The sequence below is a fragment of the Streptomyces sp. NPDC044921 genome (assembly GCF_056432865.1).
On record NZ_JBWKIF010000023.1, the window covers coordinates 54,382 to 71,824 of the forward strand.

The 17,443-nt window shown below is 74.6% G+C and carries 14 protein-coding genes; 5 read left to right on the top strand and 9 right to left on the bottom strand.

Features of this window, described 5'->3' with window-relative positions:
- Window positions 1-134: 134 nt before the first annotated feature.
- Window positions 135-1,241, top strand: a complete 1,107-nt coding sequence (locus AC07DA_RS29675) for an XdhC family protein (protein WP_479131304.1) — start codon at window positions 135-137, stop codon at window positions 1,239-1,241.
- Between the two features lie 824 nt (window positions 1,242-2,065).
- Here the strand turns inward: AC07DA_RS29675 and AC07DA_RS29680 are convergent.
- Window positions 2,066-2,575, bottom strand: coding sequence for a metallophosphoesterase family protein (locus AC07DA_RS29680; protein WP_479131305.1), 510 nt, complete (start codon window positions 2,573-2,575; stop codon window positions 2,066-2,068).
- Window positions 2,576-2,784: 209 nt separating this feature from the next.
- Here AC07DA_RS29680 and AC07DA_RS29685 point away from each other — a divergent pair, with 209 nt between their 5' ends.
- Both AC07DA_RS29685 and rfbC read left to right on the top strand, forming a co-directional pair.
- Entirely contained in the window at window positions 2,785-4,728 is a 1,944-nt protein-coding gene (locus tag AC07DA_RS29685) for a glycosyltransferase family 2 protein (protein WP_479131306.1), read from the top strand.
- A gap of 4 nt (window positions 4,729-4,732) precedes the next feature.
- Window positions 4,733-5,341, top strand: coding sequence for a dTDP-4-dehydrorhamnose 3,5-epimerase (rfbC, locus tag AC07DA_RS29690; protein ID WP_479131307.1), 609 nt, complete (start codon window positions 4,733-4,735; stop codon window positions 5,339-5,341).
- 54 nt (window positions 5,342-5,395) lie between these two features.
- Here rfbC and AC07DA_RS29695 read toward each other — a convergent pair whose 3' ends face one another.
- The 7 genes from AC07DA_RS29695 to AC07DA_RS29725 form a co-directional block, all read right to left on the bottom strand.
- A complete protein-coding gene (locus tag AC07DA_RS29695; protein WP_479131308.1) occupies window positions 5,396-6,199 on the bottom strand; it encodes a class I SAM-dependent methyltransferase in 804 nt (267 codons plus the stop codon).
- Window positions 6,186-7,073 (bottom strand): dTDP-4-dehydrorhamnose reductase, encoded by an 888-nt coding sequence (gene rfbD, locus AC07DA_RS29700; protein ID WP_479131309.1) that lies wholly within the window; start codon window positions 7,071-7,073, stop codon window positions 6,186-6,188. Before rfbD ends, AC07DA_RS29695 begins: the two co-directional genes overlap by 14 nt.
- Entirely contained in the window at window positions 7,070-8,050 is a 981-nt protein-coding gene (rfbB, locus tag AC07DA_RS29705) for a dTDP-glucose 4,6-dehydratase (protein WP_479131310.1), read from the bottom strand. The genes rfbD and rfbB overlap by 4 nt, the downstream gene beginning before the upstream one ends.
- Before the next feature lie 19 nt (window positions 8,051-8,069).
- Complete coding sequence (locus AC07DA_RS29710) at window positions 8,070-9,137, bottom strand: glucose-1-phosphate thymidylyltransferase (RefSeq protein ID WP_479131311.1); 1,068 nt, start codon at window positions 9,135-9,137, stop codon at window positions 8,070-8,072.
- A 104-nt stretch (window positions 9,138-9,241) separates the two neighbouring features.
- Entirely contained in the window at window positions 9,242-9,415 is a 174-nt protein-coding gene (locus AC07DA_RS29715; protein ID WP_479131312.1) for a hypothetical protein, read from the bottom strand.
- Between the two features lie 190 nt (window positions 9,416-9,605).
- On the bottom strand, window positions 9,606-10,025 hold the full coding sequence (locus tag AC07DA_RS29720) for a CBS domain-containing protein (RefSeq protein ID WP_479131313.1): 420 nt from the start codon (window positions 10,023-10,025) through the stop codon (window positions 9,606-9,608).
- A gap of 99 nt (window positions 10,026-10,124) precedes the next feature.
- Window positions 10,125-11,060, bottom strand: coding sequence for a LysR family transcriptional regulator (locus AC07DA_RS29725; protein ID WP_479131314.1), 936 nt, complete (start codon window positions 11,058-11,060; stop codon window positions 10,125-10,127).
- A gap of 154 nt (window positions 11,061-11,214) precedes the next feature.
- Here AC07DA_RS29725 and AC07DA_RS29730 point away from each other — a divergent pair, with 154 nt between their 5' ends.
- Window positions 11,215-11,910 (top strand): type 1 glutamine amidotransferase domain-containing protein, encoded by a 696-nt coding sequence (locus AC07DA_RS29730; RefSeq protein ID WP_479131315.1) that lies wholly within the window; start codon window positions 11,215-11,217, stop codon window positions 11,908-11,910.
- Between the two features lie 48 nt (window positions 11,911-11,958).
- Here the strand turns inward: AC07DA_RS29730 and AC07DA_RS29735 are convergent, their stop codons facing one another.
- Window positions 11,959-14,409, bottom strand: coding sequence for a SpoIIE family protein phosphatase (locus AC07DA_RS29735; protein WP_479131316.1), 2,451 nt, complete (start codon window positions 14,407-14,409; stop codon window positions 11,959-11,961).
- Between the two features lie 281 nt (window positions 14,410-14,690).
- Between AC07DA_RS29735 and AC07DA_RS29740 the strand changes: the two genes are divergently transcribed.
- Window positions 14,691-16,838, top strand: coding sequence for a PP2C family protein-serine/threonine phosphatase (locus AC07DA_RS29740; protein WP_479131317.1), 2,148 nt, complete (start codon window positions 14,691-14,693; stop codon window positions 16,836-16,838).
- Window positions 16,839-17,443: the final 605 nt, after the last annotated feature.

The following is a 17,443-nucleotide window of genomic DNA, read 5'->3' on the forward strand; positions in this document are numbered from 1 at the left end:
GGTGCGCATCCGGCTCTCCTCGGGACTCGGTGACCTCGCTGTCCCGTGCAGTGCAGCAGACCCGCCCCGCGGGCCACAACGGAATTAACCGCCTCCGGGGTACCCGGCGGGTGCGCGACGGAGAGGAGCGGCTCGTGCGTGACGTCCTTCCGGTGCTCGGCGGCTGGTACGCGGCCGGGCTGCCGTTCGGCCTCGCGACGGTGGTCGAGGTCAGCCGCAGCGCGCCGCGCGACCCGGGCGCGGCGATGGCGGTGGGGCCGGACGAGGAGGTCGTGGGCAGTGTGTCGGGGGGCTGCGTCGAGGGCGCGGTGGCCGAACTGGCGCAGGAGGTCGTGGCGAGCGGCGCGGCCGTGCTGGAGACCTTCGGCTACGGCGACGAGGACGCCTTCGCCGTCGGGCTGACCTGCGGCGGTGAGATCACCGTGCTGGTGCGGGCCGTGACGCCCGGGCTGGACCCCGCGTTCGGCGCGGTCGCGGACTCGGTCGCGGCCGGCGAGCCGGTGACCGTGGCCACCGTCACCGACGGACCCGCGCGGCGCGGGGCGGCACTCGCCGTCTGGCCGGACCGGGTGCTCGGCACGCTCGGCGCGAGCGGCCTGGACGAGGCCGTCACGGCGGACGCGCGCGGCGAACTCGCCCTCGGCGCGACCGGCCTGCGGCACTACGGCCCCGAGGGGCAACGCCGGGAGGACGCCGTCGCCGTGTTCCTGCAGTCCTTCGCCCCGCCGCCACGGATGCTGGTCTTCGGGGCGATCGACTACGCGGCGGCCGTGGCCCGCATCGGCGGCTTCCTCGGCTACCGGGTCACCGTGTGCGACGCCCGCCCGGCCTTCGCCACGCCCCGGCGCTTCCCCGAGGACGTCGAGGTGGTCGCGCAGTGGCCGCACCGCTATCTGCGCGACACCGACACCGACGACCGCACGGTGATCTGCGTCCTCACGCACGACCCCAAGTTCGACGTGCCGCTGCTGACGGAGGCGCTGCGCCGGCCCGCCGCGTACATCGGGGCGATGGGCAGCCGCCGGACCCACGACGAGCGGACGGCGCGACTGACCGCGGCCGGGCTGACCGAGCGGGAGCTGGCACGGCTGCGCTCACCGGTGGGGCTCGACCTGGGCGCCCGTACGCCCGAGGAGGTGGCCGTGTCGGTCGCCGCCGAGATCGTGGCCCTGCGCTGGGGCGGCACCGGAGCGCCGCTGACCGCCACCCGCGGGGCGGTGCATCCGCCGCGTCCGCGCTGAGCGGGGCGGCGGCGTCCAGGGGCTCGCGGCCCCACGCCGGGATCATCGGTGAGGTGGCGGGATCCAGCCCCCCCGCCCCGCCTCAATGGCGGCGAGGTGCCCGTCGATCTCCTCGTCCGTGGCAGCCCCGCCGCGACGAGCCGGTGCCGTACCCGCCGGACGGAGGCGGCTTGTGCGTGCGGACGGCGCGGGCGGGCGAGGTGACCGGGGAGCAGGCGTCGGCCCCGACGTCCGCGACACCGGCCTCGCGCAGCGGCCGCGGCAGCCTGCGCCGCAGGACAGGTCGGTGCCGCGCCGGCGCAGGCAGTTCCCGGGAAGCCGGCGCGGAGCCGGTTCGCCCGCTCCGCTCGGGGCCGTGGGCGTCGGGGCAGGTCAGCGGCCGCAGCGCCGGGGCGGCGTCCTCGATCAGCAGCCACCCGCCCGGGCGCAGGGCGCGGACCGCGGAGCGCGGCGCGGTTGTCGTGCTCGGTCAGGCGGACCAGGACGAGCCGGCGTGCACCGGGCCGCAGGCGCGTCACGGCCGAGGGCGTGGCGGACCCCGTCGACGGCCGCCTCGGGCGGTCCGGGAGGGGCCGGGGCCGGTGGCGAGCACGCGTCCGCCCGGCCCGACGCGGGCACGCAGCCGGGGCCCCGACGCCCGGCCCGGCGCCAGGCCCGCCGGGGCCCCGACGCCCGGCCCGGCGCCAGGCCCGCCGGGGCCCCGGCCTCCCAGCACCGCCGGCCCCCAGCACCGCCGGCCCCGGCGACGCCGACCGTCTCGAGGTGCCGGAACCTGCTGGCGTCGAAGAGGGAAGCGGAACCCGCCACGGGCCCCCGCGGGGCGGTCAGCGTGGGGTACGGGGCGGCAGCCGGTGCAGTTCCACGTCCGTGAGCAGGCCGTCGGCCACGCGAGCGGTCATGTACGTGCAGTGCGGCTGGCGGCGGCGGTCCGTCGGGGAACCCGGATTGAGCAGGCGCAGGCCGGTGGCGGTGGTGGTGTCCCAGGGGATGTGGCTGTGCCCGAAGACCAGCACGTCGAGATCGGGGAAGCGGGCGGCGCAGCGCTGCTCCCGGCCCTGCGCGGCGCCCGTCTCGTGGATCACCCCGAAGCGCAGCCCGCCGAGCTCCGCGTACGCCACCTCGGGCAGCCGGGCCCGCAGCTGAGGCCCGTCGTTGTTGCCGTACACGGCGACGAGCCTGCGGCAGCGCTCCTCCAGCAGGTCCAGCGTGGCCGTGTCGACCCAGTCCCCGGCGTGGAAGACGACGTCGGCGCGCGGCAGTTCGACCAGCAGGGGGGCGGGCAGTTCTCTGGCCCGCTTGGGCAGGTGGGTGTCCGACATGAGCAGCAGGCGCACGCCCTCCAGCCTAGAGGGCGCAGGCCGCTTCGCACGTCGAGCGCGCTTGATCGCGAACGGACGGACAGGGCAGCTCAGTTGCCCGGACCGAAGATGATCACGGCCCGGTCTCGAAAGGTGGGGCGGGCTCGCGGGCCGGGTTAGCATCGGGCAACACGCAGTACAACAGGACGTCTACGGCAAGCGACCCGAAGGGGCCCGGAAACCCGATGCCGGTCAAGGTCAGCGTCATCGTCCCCGTGTACAACCCGGGGATCTACATCGAGGACTGCATCTCCTCGCTGCAGCGGCAGTCGCTGCCCCCCGACGAGTACGAGGTGATCTTCGTCGACGACGGCTCGACCGACCGGACCCCGGCCCGGCTCGACGCGCTCGCCGCCGAGGACCCCCGGATGAGGGTCATCCACCAGGAGAACTCGGGCTGGTCGGGCAAGCCCCGCAACGTCGGCATCGAGGCCTCCCGGGGCGAGTTCGTGATGTTCGTCGACAACGACGACTACCTGGGCGACGAGGCCCTGGAGCGGATGTACGACTACGGCGTGGCCAACGGCGCCGACGTGATCGTGGGCAAGATGGCCAGCAAGGGGCGCGGGGTGCCGGTGGAGCTGTTCCGCCGCAACCACCCGCGCGCCACCGTCGAGAACGCCCCGCTCATCGACAGCCTCACCCCGCACAAGATGATCCGGCGGGCCTTCCTCGACCGCATCGGCCTGCGTTTCCCCGAGGGAAGGCGGCGCCTGGAGGACCACGTCTTCATCGCGGAGGCGTATCTGCGCGCGGAGAACGTCTCGGTGCTCAGCGACTACGTCTGCTACTACCACCTGCGGCGCGACGACGGCTCCAACGCCGGCTTCGAACGCTTCGACCCGGTCGGTTACTTCAAGAATTTGCGCGAGGCCCTCGACGTCGTCGAGCGGTACACCGAGCCCGGTCCGGTGCGTGACCGGCTGTTCCGCCGCTGGCTGCGCGTGGAGATGGTGGAGCGGCTGCGGGCCCGGCGGTTCCTGAAGCTGCCGGACGACTACCGCAGGGAGCTGTTCGCCGAGATCCACGAGGTCGTCGTCGAGCGGTTCGGGCCCGGTGTGGCGGCCGGTCTGCAGCCGACGCAGCAGGTCGTCGCCGCGCTGACGGCGGCCGACCGGTACGACGACGTGGTCGCGTTCGCCGAGTGGGAGGCCGGCGTCGCGCCCAAGGCGGCTCCCGGGGGCGTCGAGTGGCGGGACGGCTCGCTCAGCATCGGCTTCACGGCCGAGTACGTGTCCGGGGGCGAGCCGATGGTGTTCCCGGCGGACGCCGAGACCGTCCCGCTGACCGACGCTCCGAAGGACGTGACCGAGGCGGTGCGGTGGGTGGCCTCACAGACCGCCGCGCGGTTCGGGCAGGCCACCGCCGATCTGCTGCTGCGGGAGCGCTCGAGCGCCGCGCAGTACTTCCAGCCGGTGGAGTTCACCCGCGAGGCCGTGCCCACCGGGGACGGCGGGGAGGTGCGGCTGGTCCTGCGGGCGACCGCCACCGTCGACCCCACCTCCCTGCCGGCCGGCGGCGTCTGGGACGCGCTGGTCCGGGTCAAGCTGGGCGGCTGGACCAAGGAGTGCCGGCTGGGGCCCGTGCCCCGCGAGGACCGGCCCGCACCGGGTGTGGGCGTCGTCGGCGGCCGCACGGTCCTGCCCTACTGGACCCAGCCGCACGGCAACCTCTCCCTGGAGTCCGGCACCCGCGGCAAGCGGCTCGGGCTGGGCCGGGTACGGCAGACGGACGTCGCCGTCTCCGGGGGCGGCTTCCAGGTCCCCCTCCCGCTCCACGTCCCGGCGGAGACGGAGGTGCTGCTGCGGCTCGTCTCCGCGAGCCGGTTCTTCGACGCGCCCGGCGCCCTCTCCCCCGCCCCGGCCGGAGCGGGGTCGGTGCTGGCGGCGGACCTGCCCGCCGAGGACCTCTCGGACGGCGTCTGGCGCGTCGCGCTGTGCCCCACACCGGGCGGCGAGCAGCCGCGTTTCACCGGCCTGCCGTTCGCACTGCGCGCCGCCGACGGCCGGGTGCGGGCCGTGCCCGTGCCGCGGCCCGGTGTCGCGCTGCGGCTGGCCCGGCGGGCGCGACGGGTGCTCGGCGCCGCGCGCCGCACCGTGTTGTCCCGCCTCAGGACCGGAGGTGAGTGAGGGAATGCGACCACTGGGGATAGAAGGCTCCTGGGTCCTGGAACCCAAGGTCTTCCCGGACGACCGGGGCAGCTTCCACGAGTGGTTCCGGGACGCGGAGTTCCGTGAGGCGACGGGCCGTGACCTGTCGCTGGCCCAGGCCAACTGCTCGGTCTCCCGGCGGGGTGTGCTGCGGGGCGTGCACTTCGCCGACGTGCCGCCCAGCCAGGCCAAGTACGTCACGTGCGTGCGCGGCGCCGTCCTGGACGTGGTGGTCGACATCCGCGTGGGCTCCCCCACCTACGGGACATGGGAGGCCGTCCGGCTGGACGACGACACCCGCGCCGCGGTCTTCCTGGCCGAAGGGCTGGGGCACGCCTTCATGGCGCTGACCGACGACGCCACGGTGGTGTACCTGTGCTCGGAGGGATACGCCCCGGAACGCGAACACGGCATCCACCCGCTCGACCCGGCCCTCGGCATCGAGTGGCCCCGGGGCATCACGCCGGTGCTGTCCCCCAAGGACGAGCAGGCCCCCACCCTGGCCGAGGCGGAGCGGCAGGGGCTGCTGCCGTCGTACGAGGCGTGCCGCGCCTTCTACGAGGAGACGCGCGGCGGGCCGCGGTCCGGCTGACGCCCCCGGACGCCACGACGCCGGCCGCCCAACGGGGCGGCCGGCGTCGGTGTCTCAGCGACTGACGCCGACCTGTTCCAGGGCCTTGCGCAGGGGCTCCCAGCCCACCGAGCGCGGCAGGCCGCGGTTGCGGGCCTGCGCCAGCGGGCGCCAGAAGCCGGCTTTGAGGAGCGCCTCGGGGCGCACGGCACCGGCCCGCTCCAGGATCGCCTCCGGGACCTTCTGCGGGTCCGGGACCTTGTACTCGGCCATGATCTCGTCGTACTTGTCGTGCAGGACCCGGTTCGTCGGGTCGGCGCCGAAGACGACCAGCTGGCCGGTGGGCGCGGTGTCCACCTGGAGGGTCACCAGGTCGGGGCGGTAGCGGGCCAGCACCTCGGTGATCTTGAAGACGTCACCGGTCCAGGCGTTGGTGTGCCGGTCCCGGGCCGCCTCGTCGACGCTGCGCGGCAGCATGTCGTCGAGGACGATCACACTGGACCAGTCCGAGTACTTCTCGACGTTCATGAAGTCGCGCAGGGCGAACTCGAACAGGTGCATGCCGTCGATGAAGGACAGGTCCAGCGTGGTGCGCCGCCAGTATCCGATCGGGCTGCGGCCGCGGCGCAGGTTGCGCAGCGGGTGCCGGCCGCCCTTGAGGTGCTGCAGCGGGTTGTCGCGGGCGAAGAAGTCGTCGCTGGTGGCCTTCACCAGGTGGACGTCGCACTTCAGCTCCGAGACCACCTTGAAGGCGGGGTCGATCGCGATGCTGGGGACGCGGGACAGCGTCAGGCTGCGCCCGTCGTTGACGCCGATCTCCAGGTAGTTGCGGTTGGCGCTGACCTTGTGCAGTTCCCGGAGGAACTCATGGCGTTTCACGAGGAAGACCTTCCTTGCGGATGCGGGGCAGTGCTTCGTGCAGGGCGGAGCGCCACCCGCGCGGCGGCGGCAGGCCGATCTCCTGCCACCGGCGGTGAGCGAGGGCGCTGTACGCCGGGCGGGGCGCGGGCCGCGGGAAGGCCGCGCTGCTGGTGGGGCGCACCCGGTCCGGGTCGGCGCCGATGAGGGCGAACACCTCGCGGGCCAGCTCGTACCAGCTGGCCTCGCCGGCGTTCGTGGCGTGGAAGACGCCGTGCGCGTCGGGGCCGAGCCGGGGGCCGAGGTCGGCGATCCGCTCGGCGACGTCGGCGCTCCAGGTGGGCTGCCCGCGCTGGTCGTCGACGACGTCGAGGGTGTCGCGGCGGGCTTCGAGACCGATCATGGTCCGCACGAAGTTGGCCCCGTGGACCCCGTAGAGCCAGGCCGTGCGCACGACCGCGCTCGCCCCGGGGAGCTCCTCCAGCACGGCCCGCTCCCCCGCCAGCTTGGTACGGCCGTAGGCGGTGCGCGGGCCCGTGGGGTGGTCCTCCGGGTAGGGAGTGGTGCGGGACTCCCCCGAGAAGACGTAGTCCGTGGAGACGTGGACCAGCCGGGCGCCGTGCGCGGCGCACGCCCGGGCGAGCAGGCGCGGGCCCGTGCCGTTGATCTCCAGGGCGCGGGCCTCGTCGGTCTCGGCGTCGTCGACGGCCGTGTAGGCGGCGCAGTTGACGACGAGGTCGGGGGCGTGCTCCCGGACGGCCGCGTCCACGCCCTCGGGGTCCGTGATGTCCAGGGCGGCGCGGTCCAGGGCGACGACCGTCTCACCGCGCCGGGTGAGCTCCTGGGCGACGTCGTGCCCGAGCATCCCGCCCGCGCCGGTGACCAGCCACTTCATGCCCGCTCCTGGGCCACGCGCCGCTTCAGGGGCTCCCACCAGGCGCGGTTGTCGCGGTACCAGGCGACGGTCTCGGCGAGGCCGGTGGTGAAGTCGTGGCGGGGGCGGTAGCCGAGTTCGTCGCGGGCCTTGGACCAGTCGACGGAGTAGCGCAGGTCGTGGCCCTTGCGGTCCTCGACGTACTCCACGCGGTCCCAGTCCGCGCCGCAGGCCTGAAGGAGCAGGCCGGTGAGTTCCTTGTTGGTGAGCTCGGTGCCGCCGCCGATGTTGTAGACCTCGCCGGGCCGGCCCTTGGTGCGGACCAGGTCGACGCCCTGGCAGTGGTCGTCGACGTGCAGCCAGTCGCGGACGTTGCGGCCCTCGCCGTACAGCGGCACCTTGTGTCCGTCGAGGAGGTTGGTGACGAACAGCGGGATGACCTTCTCGGGGAACTGGTGCGGGCCGTAGTTGTTGGAGCAGCGGGTGACGCGCACGTCCAGGCCGTGGGTGCGGTGGTAGGCCAGGGCGAGCAGGTCGGAGGAGGCCTTGGAGGCGGAGTACGGGGAGTTCGGCTGCAGGGGGTGGGTCTCCGGCCAGGAGCCGGTCTCGATGGAGCCGTAGACCTCGTCGGTGGAGACGTGCACGAACGGGCCCGTGCCGTGGCGCAGGGCGGCGTCCAGCAGCGTCTGCGTGCCCAGCACGTTGGTGCGGACGAAGTCGGCGGCGCCGGTGATGGAGCGGTCCACGTGGGACTCGGCGGCGAAGTGCACGACCTGGTCGGCGTCGGCGACGAGCTTGTCGACCAGTTCGGCGTCGCAGATGTCGCCCTGGACGAACTCCAGCCGCGGGTGGGTCAGTTCGAGGTTGTCGAGGGTGCCGGCGTAGGTGAGCTTGTCCAGCACGGTGACGCGCGGCGCGTCGGGCGCGTCCGAGGCGAGCAGGGCGCGCACGTAACGGGAGCCGATGAAACCGGCGGCGCCGGTGACGAGGAGGTTCATGACGTGATCCGCACCTTGCTCATGAAGTGATCTGCACCTTGCTGTGGTCTCCGAGGACGAAACGGTGGGCGCTGGGGACGCTGGGCGCCGGCGTCACCTCGACGTGCCGGCCGATCAGCGAGGCCTCGATCCGGCCGACGCCCTGGATCGAGGAGTCCCGCAGCACGATGGAGAACTCCAGTTCGCTGTCGGTGATCCGGCAGTTCTCCGCGACGGAGGTGAAGGGGCCCACGTAGGAGTTGCTGACGAGCGTGCCCGAGCCTATGACGACGGGCCCGACGACGCGGGAGTTGACGATCCGGGCGCCCTCCTCCACGACGACCCGTCCGATGGTCTCCGAGGCCTCGTCCACGTCGCCGTCGATGCGGCGCTCCATCCCTTCGAGGACCGTGCGGTTCACCTCGAGCATGTCGCCGACGTTGCCGGTGTCCTTCCAGTAGCCCTTGATGACCGTGGAGCGCACGTCGGCGCGCGAGTCGATGAGGTGCTGGATGGCGTGGGTGATCTCCAGTTCGCCGCGCCAGGACGGTTCGATGGCGCGGACCGCCTCGTGGATGAGGGGCGTGAACATGTAGACGCCGACCAGGGCGAGGTCGCTCTTGGGCTCCGCCGGCTTCTCCTCAAGGCCGATCACCTTGCCGGACGGGTCCAGTTCGGCGACGCCGAAGGCACGCGGGTCGGCCACGCGCGTGAGGAGGATCTGGGCGTCGGGCCGGTGCGTGCGGAACTCGTCGACGAGGCCGGTGATGCCGCCGACGATGAAGTTGTCGCCGAGGTACATCACGAAGTCGTCGTCGCCGAGGAAGTCCCGGGCGATCAGCACCGCGTGGGCCAGCCCGAGGGGGCGTTCCTGCGGGATGTAGGTGACCTTCAGGCCGAAGCGCGACCCGTCGCCGACCGCTTCCTCGATCTCCGCTGCCGTGTCCCCGACGATCATGCCCACGTCGGTGATGCCGGCGTCGGCGATCGACTCCAACCCGTAGAACAGCACGGCTTTGTTGGCCACGGGCACCAGTTGCTTGGCCGACGTGTGGGTGATCGGCCGCAGCCGCGTTCCTGCGCCGCCGGACAGCACGAGAGCCTTCATTCAGCTCACCTTAGTCGCCATCCGGCGGATGTGAACATCACTTCTTTCGGTTGCCGACGCGCGGAGTTGCCCGGCGCGTCACCGGGCGGTCGCCGGGCGGATGGTCAGTCCTCGCCCCGGACGATGTTCCACTCGGGCCCGGAGTGCGTGAATCCGGGGGCGGCCCGGTCCTCCACGGCGGGAAGGCAGGTGCGCGGCGCGGCCTTGCCGCGCAGGCGGCGCGCCTTCGACCAGCCGGTCTCGGGCCGGCGGACGGCGGTCTTCTCAGGGGTGTCCATGGGCGTCACGGCTCATCATCTTCCTTCTGCATCCGCAGGTGTCCGAGTCCCCAGGGGGGAACCGGGCAAACCCGGGCCCGGACGCCTTCGCGGGCCCGCCAAGTGCCCGTGGCGGTCCGGCCGTTCACCGGGACGTGCGGCGGCCCCGCGCACGGTGGGTGCGCGGGGCCGCCGGGCGGGCCGCCCTCGGTCAGGTGTTGGGACGCGCGGCGCTGATGTCGCCGAGCGCCGACTCCGGGTCGCGTTCCATGGCCAGGTCGCCCAGGGAGACGATGCCCACGGGGTGCCCGTGGTCGACGACCGGGATCCGGCGCACGGAGTGCTCGCGCATCAGCTCCACGGCGTGCCCCAGGTCCTCGTCGGGGCCCACGGTGACCAGCTCGTCGCTGCACGCGCCGGCCACGGTGATCTGCTCGGGGTCGCCGCCCCGGCTGAGACACCGCACCACCAGGTCGCGGTCGGTGACCACACCGCGCAGGTCGTCGCCGTCCGTCACCAGGACGACTCCGAGGTCCTCGTCGCGCATGAGGCGCGCCACCTCGGCGACGGAGGTCTGCGGCTCTACGGTGACCGGGTCCCCGGTCATGATGTCGCGGACGTGCTGAGCCATGTCGTTCCTCTTCCCTCGGCTCGTGCGGGTTTCTCCGTCTTGCCCGGTCCGGGTACCCGGACCGGGAGCGGTGTCACCAGCCGCGGCCGGCCGCGGGTGTCACCAGCCGCGGCCGGCCGCGCGCAGACGGTCCCGGACGAGGGCGACGTGCGGGTTGTCCGAGGTGCCGGGGCGCTGGACGAGGTACCCGGTGTTGATCGGCGGGTCCTCGGGGGTGCCGAGCGGGACCAGGGCGCCGGACTCCAGCTCGCCGGCGCACAGATAGCGCGGCAGGACGCTGAAGCCGGCACCGGCCGCGACCAGCGCCAGGACGGCCCGCAGGTCCGGCACCGAGACGGCGGCGTGGCAGTTCAGGCGGCGGCCGAAGACGTGCCGCCAGTAGCGGCGCACGATCGGCAGGTCCTCGGCGTACGTGATCAGCGGCACGCCGTGCAGCGCGGCGGGCCCCTCGGCGGCCAGGCGCCCCGCGACCCGGTCGGCCCAGACGGGAGCGGCGACCAGGACGAACTCCTCGTCCGCCAGCGGCACCGCCGACAGGGTGCGGCCACGCGGCCGGGTCGTGGCGATCACCAGGTCGTGACGGCCGGCGCGCAGTTCGTCGAGCAGGGGCTCGGTCAGCCCCGTGGCGACGCGCAGCCGTACGCCCTCGGTGACGAGCGGGGCCAGGGCGGGCAGGGCCCGGGTGGCCAGCAGCTCGGCGGGGCCGGCGAGGTGGACGGGCTCGGCGCGCGACTCCCGGCGCGGGCCGTGCCCGGCCGCCTCCGCGAGCGCGTCGAGGGGGCCCGCGACCCGGGCGGCCAGTTCGTCGGCCACGGCCGTCGGGGCGACGCCGCGCGGCAGCCGCTCGAACAGCTCCCGGCGGGTCTGGCGCTCCAGGGAGCGGATCTGCGTGGTGACCGTCGGCTGGGACAGGCCCAGCAGCTGGGCGGCGGCGGTGAAGGAGCCGGACCGGTAGACGGCCAGGAAGGTGCGCAGGAGGTTGAGGTCCGGCTGCGCGGGCGCCCCGGCCGCGCCGAGGGGGTCCAGGGATCTCACACGAGCCGAGCATAGCGCCGCCAGCCATGCGATTGCCTATGGCAGTCATCGGCATCGCCATTGGAAAACCAGCGGTCGCAGCGCCTACGGTCGTCCGTGTCCGAGTCATCGCCGCGCCGTTCCGTCGCGGCCGTCCCCACGGAGATGCACCACCATGTCGAAGATCCTCTTCGTCGTCACCGGCGCCGACGCCTGGATGCTGGCCGACGGCACCGAGCACCCCACCGGTTTCTGGGCCGAGGAGGCCGTCGCCCCCTACGAGGCGTTCCGTGCCGCCGGCCACGAGGTCGTCGTGGCCACGCCCGGCGGCGTCGTACCCACCGTCGACCAGGCCTCGCTGGCGCCCGAGGTGAACGGGGGCCGGGAGAACGCCGACCGGATCACGAAGGCGCTGGAGTCGTTCACCGAGCTGCGCAGTCCGGTCCGGCTGGAAGACGTCCGCCTGGACGACTACGCGGCCGTCTTCTACCCCGGCGGTCACGGTCCGATGGAGGACCTCGCGGTGAACGCCGACTCGGGCCGGCTGCTCGTCCGGGCCCTGGAGTCGGGCCGGCCGCTGGGCGTGGTCTGCCACGGGCCGGCCGCGCTGCTGGCCGCGGTGGGGGACGACGGCGAGAACGCCTTCGCCGGTTACGAGGTCGCGGCGTTCACCAACGCCGAGGAGATCCAGGGCGGTCTCGCCGACCGCGCGAAGTGGCTGCTCCAGGACCGCCTCACGGAGGCCGGGGTGACGGTACGGGCCGGCGAGCCGTGGGCCCCGAACGTGGTCACCGACCGCAACCTGGTCACGGGCCAGAACCCGGCCTCGTCCGCGCCGCTGGCGCAGGAGCTCCTGAAGCGGCTGGGCTGAACCCGGCGGGCCGGGGGGGGCGACCGCCGCGGACGCCGGGCGCGTCGCTCAGCGGCCCAGCAGCAGTTCCGCCCACACCTGCTTGCCGCCGCTGACCGGCAGGGAGCCCCAGGTCGCGGAGAGCGCCTCGACGAGGAGGATGCCGCGGCCGCCGGTGGCCTCCCATCCGATGCTGGTGGGACGGACCGGGGTGCGCGGGGAGGCGTCGGCGACGGCGACGCGCAGGCGGTCGTTGATCAGCGTGAGGTCCATGCGGACCTGGCCGTCGGTGTGGACGAGGGCGTTGGTGACGAGCTCGGAGACGACGACCAGCACGCCGTCGTGGTCCTCGGTGACGCCCCAGGAGCGCAGGGTCCGCCGGGCGAAGCGGCGGGCGTGCCCGACCGCCTGCGGGACCCGCCACACCGTCCAGCTCTCGCGCAGCGGCCGCAGGTCCATGCCGTCGTAGCGCAGCAGGAGCAGGGCGACGTCGTCGCTGCGCCGGGCCTCCCCGAGGAGGGCGTCGGCGAGCAGTCCCAGGTCGACGGGGGCGGCCTCGGCCAGCCTGTCGGCGAGGCGGTCCATGCCCTGGTCGATGTCGCTGTCGGGCGTCTCGACGAGACCGTCGGTGGCCAGGGCGATCAGGGTGCCGGGCGGCAGGCGGAGCGGGCTCATGGGGAAGTCGGCCCGGCCGATCACCCCGAGGGGCGGGCCGCCCTCCGCCTCCGCGATCTCCGTCCGGCCGTCCGGGTGGCGCAGCACCGGCGGCAGGTGCCCGGCCCGCACGCACCAGGCGGACCCCTCCTCCAGGTCGAGGTCGACGTAGCAGCAGGTGGCGAAGAGCTCGCTGTCCATGTCCACGAGCAGCCGGTTGGCGTGCGCGACGACCACGTCCGGCGGATGCCCCTCGACGGCGTAGGCGCGCAGGGCCGTGCGCATCTGGCCCATGAGCGTGGCGGCTCCGGCGCTGTGGCCCTGGACGTCTCCGATGACGAGGCCGACGTGGTGGTCGGGCAGCGGGATGACGTCGTACCAGTCACCGCCGAGTTCGAGCCCGGCCGTGCTCGGCAGGTAGCGGGCGACGGCCACCGCGCCCGGCAGCCGGGGCAGGCGGCGCGGCAGCAGCTGGCGCTGGAGCATGCCGACGAGTTCGTGCTCGGCGTCGAAGGCCCGGGCCCGCACGAGGGCCTGCCCGGCGAGGCCGGCGCAGGCGGTGAGCAGGGCGCGCTCGTCGGCGCCGAAGTCGTGCGGGGCGTCCCAGCCGATCAGGCAGGCCCCGGCCATGCGGTTCCCGGCGGGCAGCGGCAGGACGGCGAGTCCGCCGGGCCCCACCTCGCCGAGGGCGCGTTCCAGGGGGCTGCCGGCGGGCCAGATCCGGGCCCGGCCCTCACGCAGCGCGGCCGCCAGCGTGGGCATGGCCCGCACCGGCGCGTCCGGCCACTCCCCCCGCCACTCCGTCCGCCACAGCTCGGGCCAGGCCTCGGGTTCGGGCGGGTCGAGGACGGTGACGACGAGCCGGTCGCCCTCCAGCTCGGCGAGCGCGATCCGGTCGGCCCGCAGCGGCCGGCGCAGGGCCGCGACCACGGCCTTGCCGACGTCGCGGACGGTGACGGCGGTGGCCAGCGCGGCGGCCAGGCGCTGCACCCGGGCCACGTCGGTGACGTCGGAGCGCAGGGTGGAGGCGTCGGCGACGGTGCCCACGAGCCGCGCGGGCCGGCCCTCGCCGCCGGGCAGCAGGTGCCCGCGCAGCCGCAGCCACTTCGGCGGCCCGGTGGGCTGGAGCACGCGGAACTCCAGCTCCCGGTCGCCGATGGACATGTGGTCGGCCTCCACCACCGACATCAGGGACGGCAGGTCCTCCGGCACGGTGAGGCCGAGCAGGGTCTCGACACGGCCGTCGAACTCGGCGGGGTCGAGGCCGAACAGGTCCAGCAGGTCGTCGCCGACCCGGACGCGGCCGGTGTCCATGGCGAGGCTGAACGCGCCCGGCGGCAGGTCGGCGCCCTCGGCGGGCGCGGCCGGGGCGGTGTAGGCGACGGCCTCGGCGACGAGTTCCAGGCACTCGCGGTCGTCGGGGCCGAAGCCCTCGGGCCGCTCGCTGACGGCGACCAGGCAGCCGCCGCCGTCGCCGTGCACGGGCAGGACCGTCAGGTGGAAGTCCCGGGACGGCACGCGCCGGGACTGGGCGTGTGCGGCGAGTTCCGCCGGGCCCAGCGTGACCGGCCGCCCCTCGCGGTGGGCCTCGGCGACCGGGGACCGGCCGGCGCGCGGGTAGCTGTCGCGCAGTCCGTAGAGGGTTCGGGGCACCCCGGCCGACTCGGCCAGGCACAGCAGTTCCCCGTCCTCGGCGGGCGTGTAGACGGCGGCGAACGCCGCACCGGCGAAGACCAGTGCCTGTTCGAGGACGCGGCGCACCCGGTCGGGCGACTCCTCATCGGCCGCGACCGCTTTGAGGGCACCCTCGGCACGCAGCGTTCGCGTTCCGCGTTCTCGGGCGCCCGGACTGACCACGTTGGCCATTACAGCGCTTATGAGACACCCGCGCAGCCCCTGTGAGCGTTCCGTGGGCCCGCACGCACCCGTGCGCTCGGAAGGCTGTGAGCGCCGCCGGAGGGTTCGAGGGGGGTGGATCCCGCATGGGTCCGGGTGGCCGGGGTACGCGAAGTGCCCCCCAGGGGGTCGCTCGCCGGTGACCGAGGGGAACCGGGGCCGCTGCCGTCCCTTCGTCGTGCGCGACCGGCCGCCAGGGGGGAGATTTGTTCCTGGGTCCGGTCGCGCGGCCGTGCGAGGAGGTGGTCGGCGTGTCCGACGGACAGTCGTCCGCGCAGGCGCCGGCCGCCGCGAGGGCGCCGGTCGGCCGTCCGCTGCTGTCGCTGGCGCTGGCCTCGATGATGGACGAGGTGCACGCCCACTCGGGCGCGGTGTACCTGCTCGCGCAGGACCAGCCCGTGCTGGAGATGGCGGTGATGGCCGGGCTGCCGCGGGCGTTCGCGGCACCGTGGGAGCGGGTGGGGCTGAGCGCGCCGATCCCCGTGGCGGACGCGGCGCGCGAGCGGCGGCTGGTGTGGGTCGGCGGTGAGGAGGAGATGGCCCGCCACTACCCGCGGATCGCGGTGGTGCTGCCGTATCCGTTCGCCCTGGCGGCCGTGCCGATCGCCACCGAGTCGACCGTGTACGGCGCGGTCTTCGTGACCTGGCCGGGCACGCATCCGACGGAGCTGTCCGATCACGAGCGCGAGCACCTGACCGCGGCCTGCGGCCGGCTGGCGGTCCGGCTGGAGCGGGCCGCCGAGCTCAGCATCCCGCCGCACCCCGAGCCCGATCTGGTCGCCGCGCCGCTGGTGGGCGGGGTGGCCGGGACGCTCGGCACGGTCGAGGCGGCCCGGATGGTGAGCCGGCTGCCGTACGGACTGATGTCGCTGGATCTGCACGGGCGGATCGGCTTCGTCAACGCGGCGGCGGCCGAGTTGCTGAACGTCCCGGTCAGCCGGCTGCTGGGCAACCAACTGTGGGCGTCGGTGCCGTGGCTCAACGACCCGGTCTACGAGGACCGCTACCGGGCCGCGCTGCTCAGTCAGCACGTCACCTCGTTCGTGGCGCTGCGCCCGCCCGGCGAATGGCTGTCGTTCCGGCTCTACCCGAGCACCACCGGCCTGAGCGTGCGCATCACCCGGTCCCGGGCCGTGTCGGAGATGAACCGCACGGTGCCGCCGCCCGATGGGACGCCCTCGAGGCTGGTCACCATCTCGCAGGTGCTGAACCTGGCCGGGGCGCTCACCGAGGCGGTCGGGGTGCAGGACGTGGTGCAGCTGGTCGCCGACGAGATCGCACCCGCCGTGGGGAGCCAGGCCCTGGTCGTGCTGGGCTCGCGGGCGAACCGGCTGCGGGTGCTCGGGCACCGCGGCTACCCGGACGCGCACGTGGTGGAACGGTTCGACGGCCTGCCTCTGACCGAGCCGACACCCGGTACGCAGGTGCTGCGGACGGGCGTGCCGGCGTTCTTCGAGTCGCAGGAGCAGCTGGAGCGCCTGTACCCGGCGCGGCTCGCCACCCCCGACGGTTTCGCCGCCTGGGCGTACCTGCCGCTGATCGCGCAGGGACGGCCGGTGGGGACGTGTGTGCTCTCCTACGCCGAGCCGCATCCCTTCCCGACGGAGGAGCGGGCCGTCATGACCAGCCTGGCGGGGCTGATCGCCCAGGCGCTGGAGCGGGCGCTCCTGTACGACGCCAAGCACCGGCTCGCGCACGGCCTGCAGGAGGCGCTGCTGCCGCACTCCCTGCCGTCGCTGCCCGGCATCGAGGCGGCCGGCCGCTATGTGCCGGCCACCCAGGGCATGGACATCGGCGGCGACTTCTACGACCTGGTGCACACGCAGGGCATGGCGGCGGCGGTGATCGGGGACGTCCAGGGCCACAACGTCACGGCGGCCGGGCTGATGGGGCAGGTCCGCACGGCGGTCCGGGCGTACACGACCGTGGGCCAGGCGCCCGAGGAGGTCATGCGCAGTACCAACCGGCTGCTGCTCGACCTGGGGTCCGACCTGTTCGCCAGCTGCCTGTACCTGCGGCTCGACCCGGCGCACGGGCGGGCCGTGATGTCCCGGGCGGGCCATCCCCCGCCACTGGTGAGACGGCCGGACGGGCGGGTCCGCGTCCTCGACCTGGCCGGGGGTCCGCTGCTCGGCATCGACGCCGGGGCGGTGTACCCGACGACGGAGGTGGCGCTCACGCCCGGTTCCCTGCTCGTCCTCTACACCGACGGCCTGGTCGAGTCCCCGGGCACGGACTTCGAGGAGGCCCTCGCCGACCTGAGCCACCGCCTGGCCGACGCCGGGGACCAGCCGCTGGACGAACTGGCCGACAGCCTCGTCCACCACGAACGCCGCCACAGTGACACCGAGGAACGCCTCGACGACATCGCCCTGCTGCTGATCAGGGCACTCGGGTAGGAGGGTGGGACGCTTTTCTCCGAGGCGGGGGGACGCGCACGGACGGGCACGGACGGGGCAGCCGGGGCCGGCGGTCTGCGGCCCGGCGGCCCTGGGCTGTGGCCCGGGGGCTCGCGGCCTGGCGCTTCGGGCCTTGCTTGAGGGACCGCGACGGGCCCCGCAGCCGGCGGAACCCGGCGTTGCCGATGCGGCGGCATGCGCGACGCGTCGATGTCCGGGGCCCGGGCCCGGGCGGCCCGCACGTTCGGCGCCGCTCCGCCTGCTCGCGCTCCGCCTGCTCGGTCCGGCGGAGTCGAGCGAGCGGCCCTGCGGGCCACGTCTCCGCACCGCGAGCTCGGCGTCCTACGCCCCGCAGACGTGCCCCCGTCACGAGAGCGCCGCCGGTCGTGCGTGCCCCCACGACCCCAAGAGCCCCGGAAGTCCGCCCCGCGCGATCGTCCTGGGCACCGGCGGCCGGGGTCACGGCCGGATGGTGGCTGGGACACCGGCCGCGGGGGGGGGGGGGGGGCCGGGGGGGGGGGGGGGGGGGGGGGGCGGGCGGGGGGGGGGGGGGGGGGGGGGGGGGGGGGGGGGGGGGGGGGGGGGGGGGGCGCGGGGCGGCGCGG

What these genes read in the sequence shown, in the direction of transcription:
- rfbD (WP_479131309.1), bottom strand. Translation starts at nt 7,073, where the DNA reads ATGAAGTGGCTGGTCACCGGCGCGGGCGGGATGCTCGGGCACGACGTC.
- rfbB (WP_479131310.1), bottom strand. Translation starts at nt 8,050, where the DNA reads ATGAACCTCCTCGTCACCGGCGCCGCCGGTTTCATCGGCTCCCGTTAC.
- AC07DA_RS29710 (WP_479131311.1), bottom strand. Translation starts at nt 9,137, where the DNA reads ATGAAGGCTCTCGTGCTGTCCGGCGGCGCAGGAACGCGGCTGCGGCCG.
- AC07DA_RS29730 (WP_479131315.1), top strand. Translation starts at nt 11,215, where the DNA reads ATGTCGAAGATCCTCTTCGTCGTCACCGGCGCCGACGCCTGGATGCTG.
- AC07DA_RS29735 (WP_479131316.1), bottom strand. Translation starts at nt 14,409, where the DNA reads ATGGCCAACGTGGTCAGTCCGGGCGCCCGAGAACGCGGAACGCGAACG.
- rfbC (WP_479131307.1), top strand. Translation starts at nt 4,733, where the DNA reads ATGCGACCACTGGGGATAGAAGGCTCCTGGGTCCTGGAACCCAAGGTC.
- AC07DA_RS29720 (WP_479131313.1), bottom strand. Translation starts at nt 10,025, where the DNA reads ATGGCTCAGCACGTCCGCGACATCATGACCGGGGACCCGGTCACCGTA.
- AC07DA_RS29715 (WP_479131312.1), bottom strand. Translation starts at nt 9,415, where the DNA reads ATGGACACCCCTGAGAAGACCGCCGTCCGCCGGCCCGAGACCGGCTGG.
- AC07DA_RS29685 (WP_479131306.1), top strand. Translation starts at nt 2,785, where the DNA reads ATGCCGGTCAAGGTCAGCGTCATCGTCCCCGTGTACAACCCGGGGATC.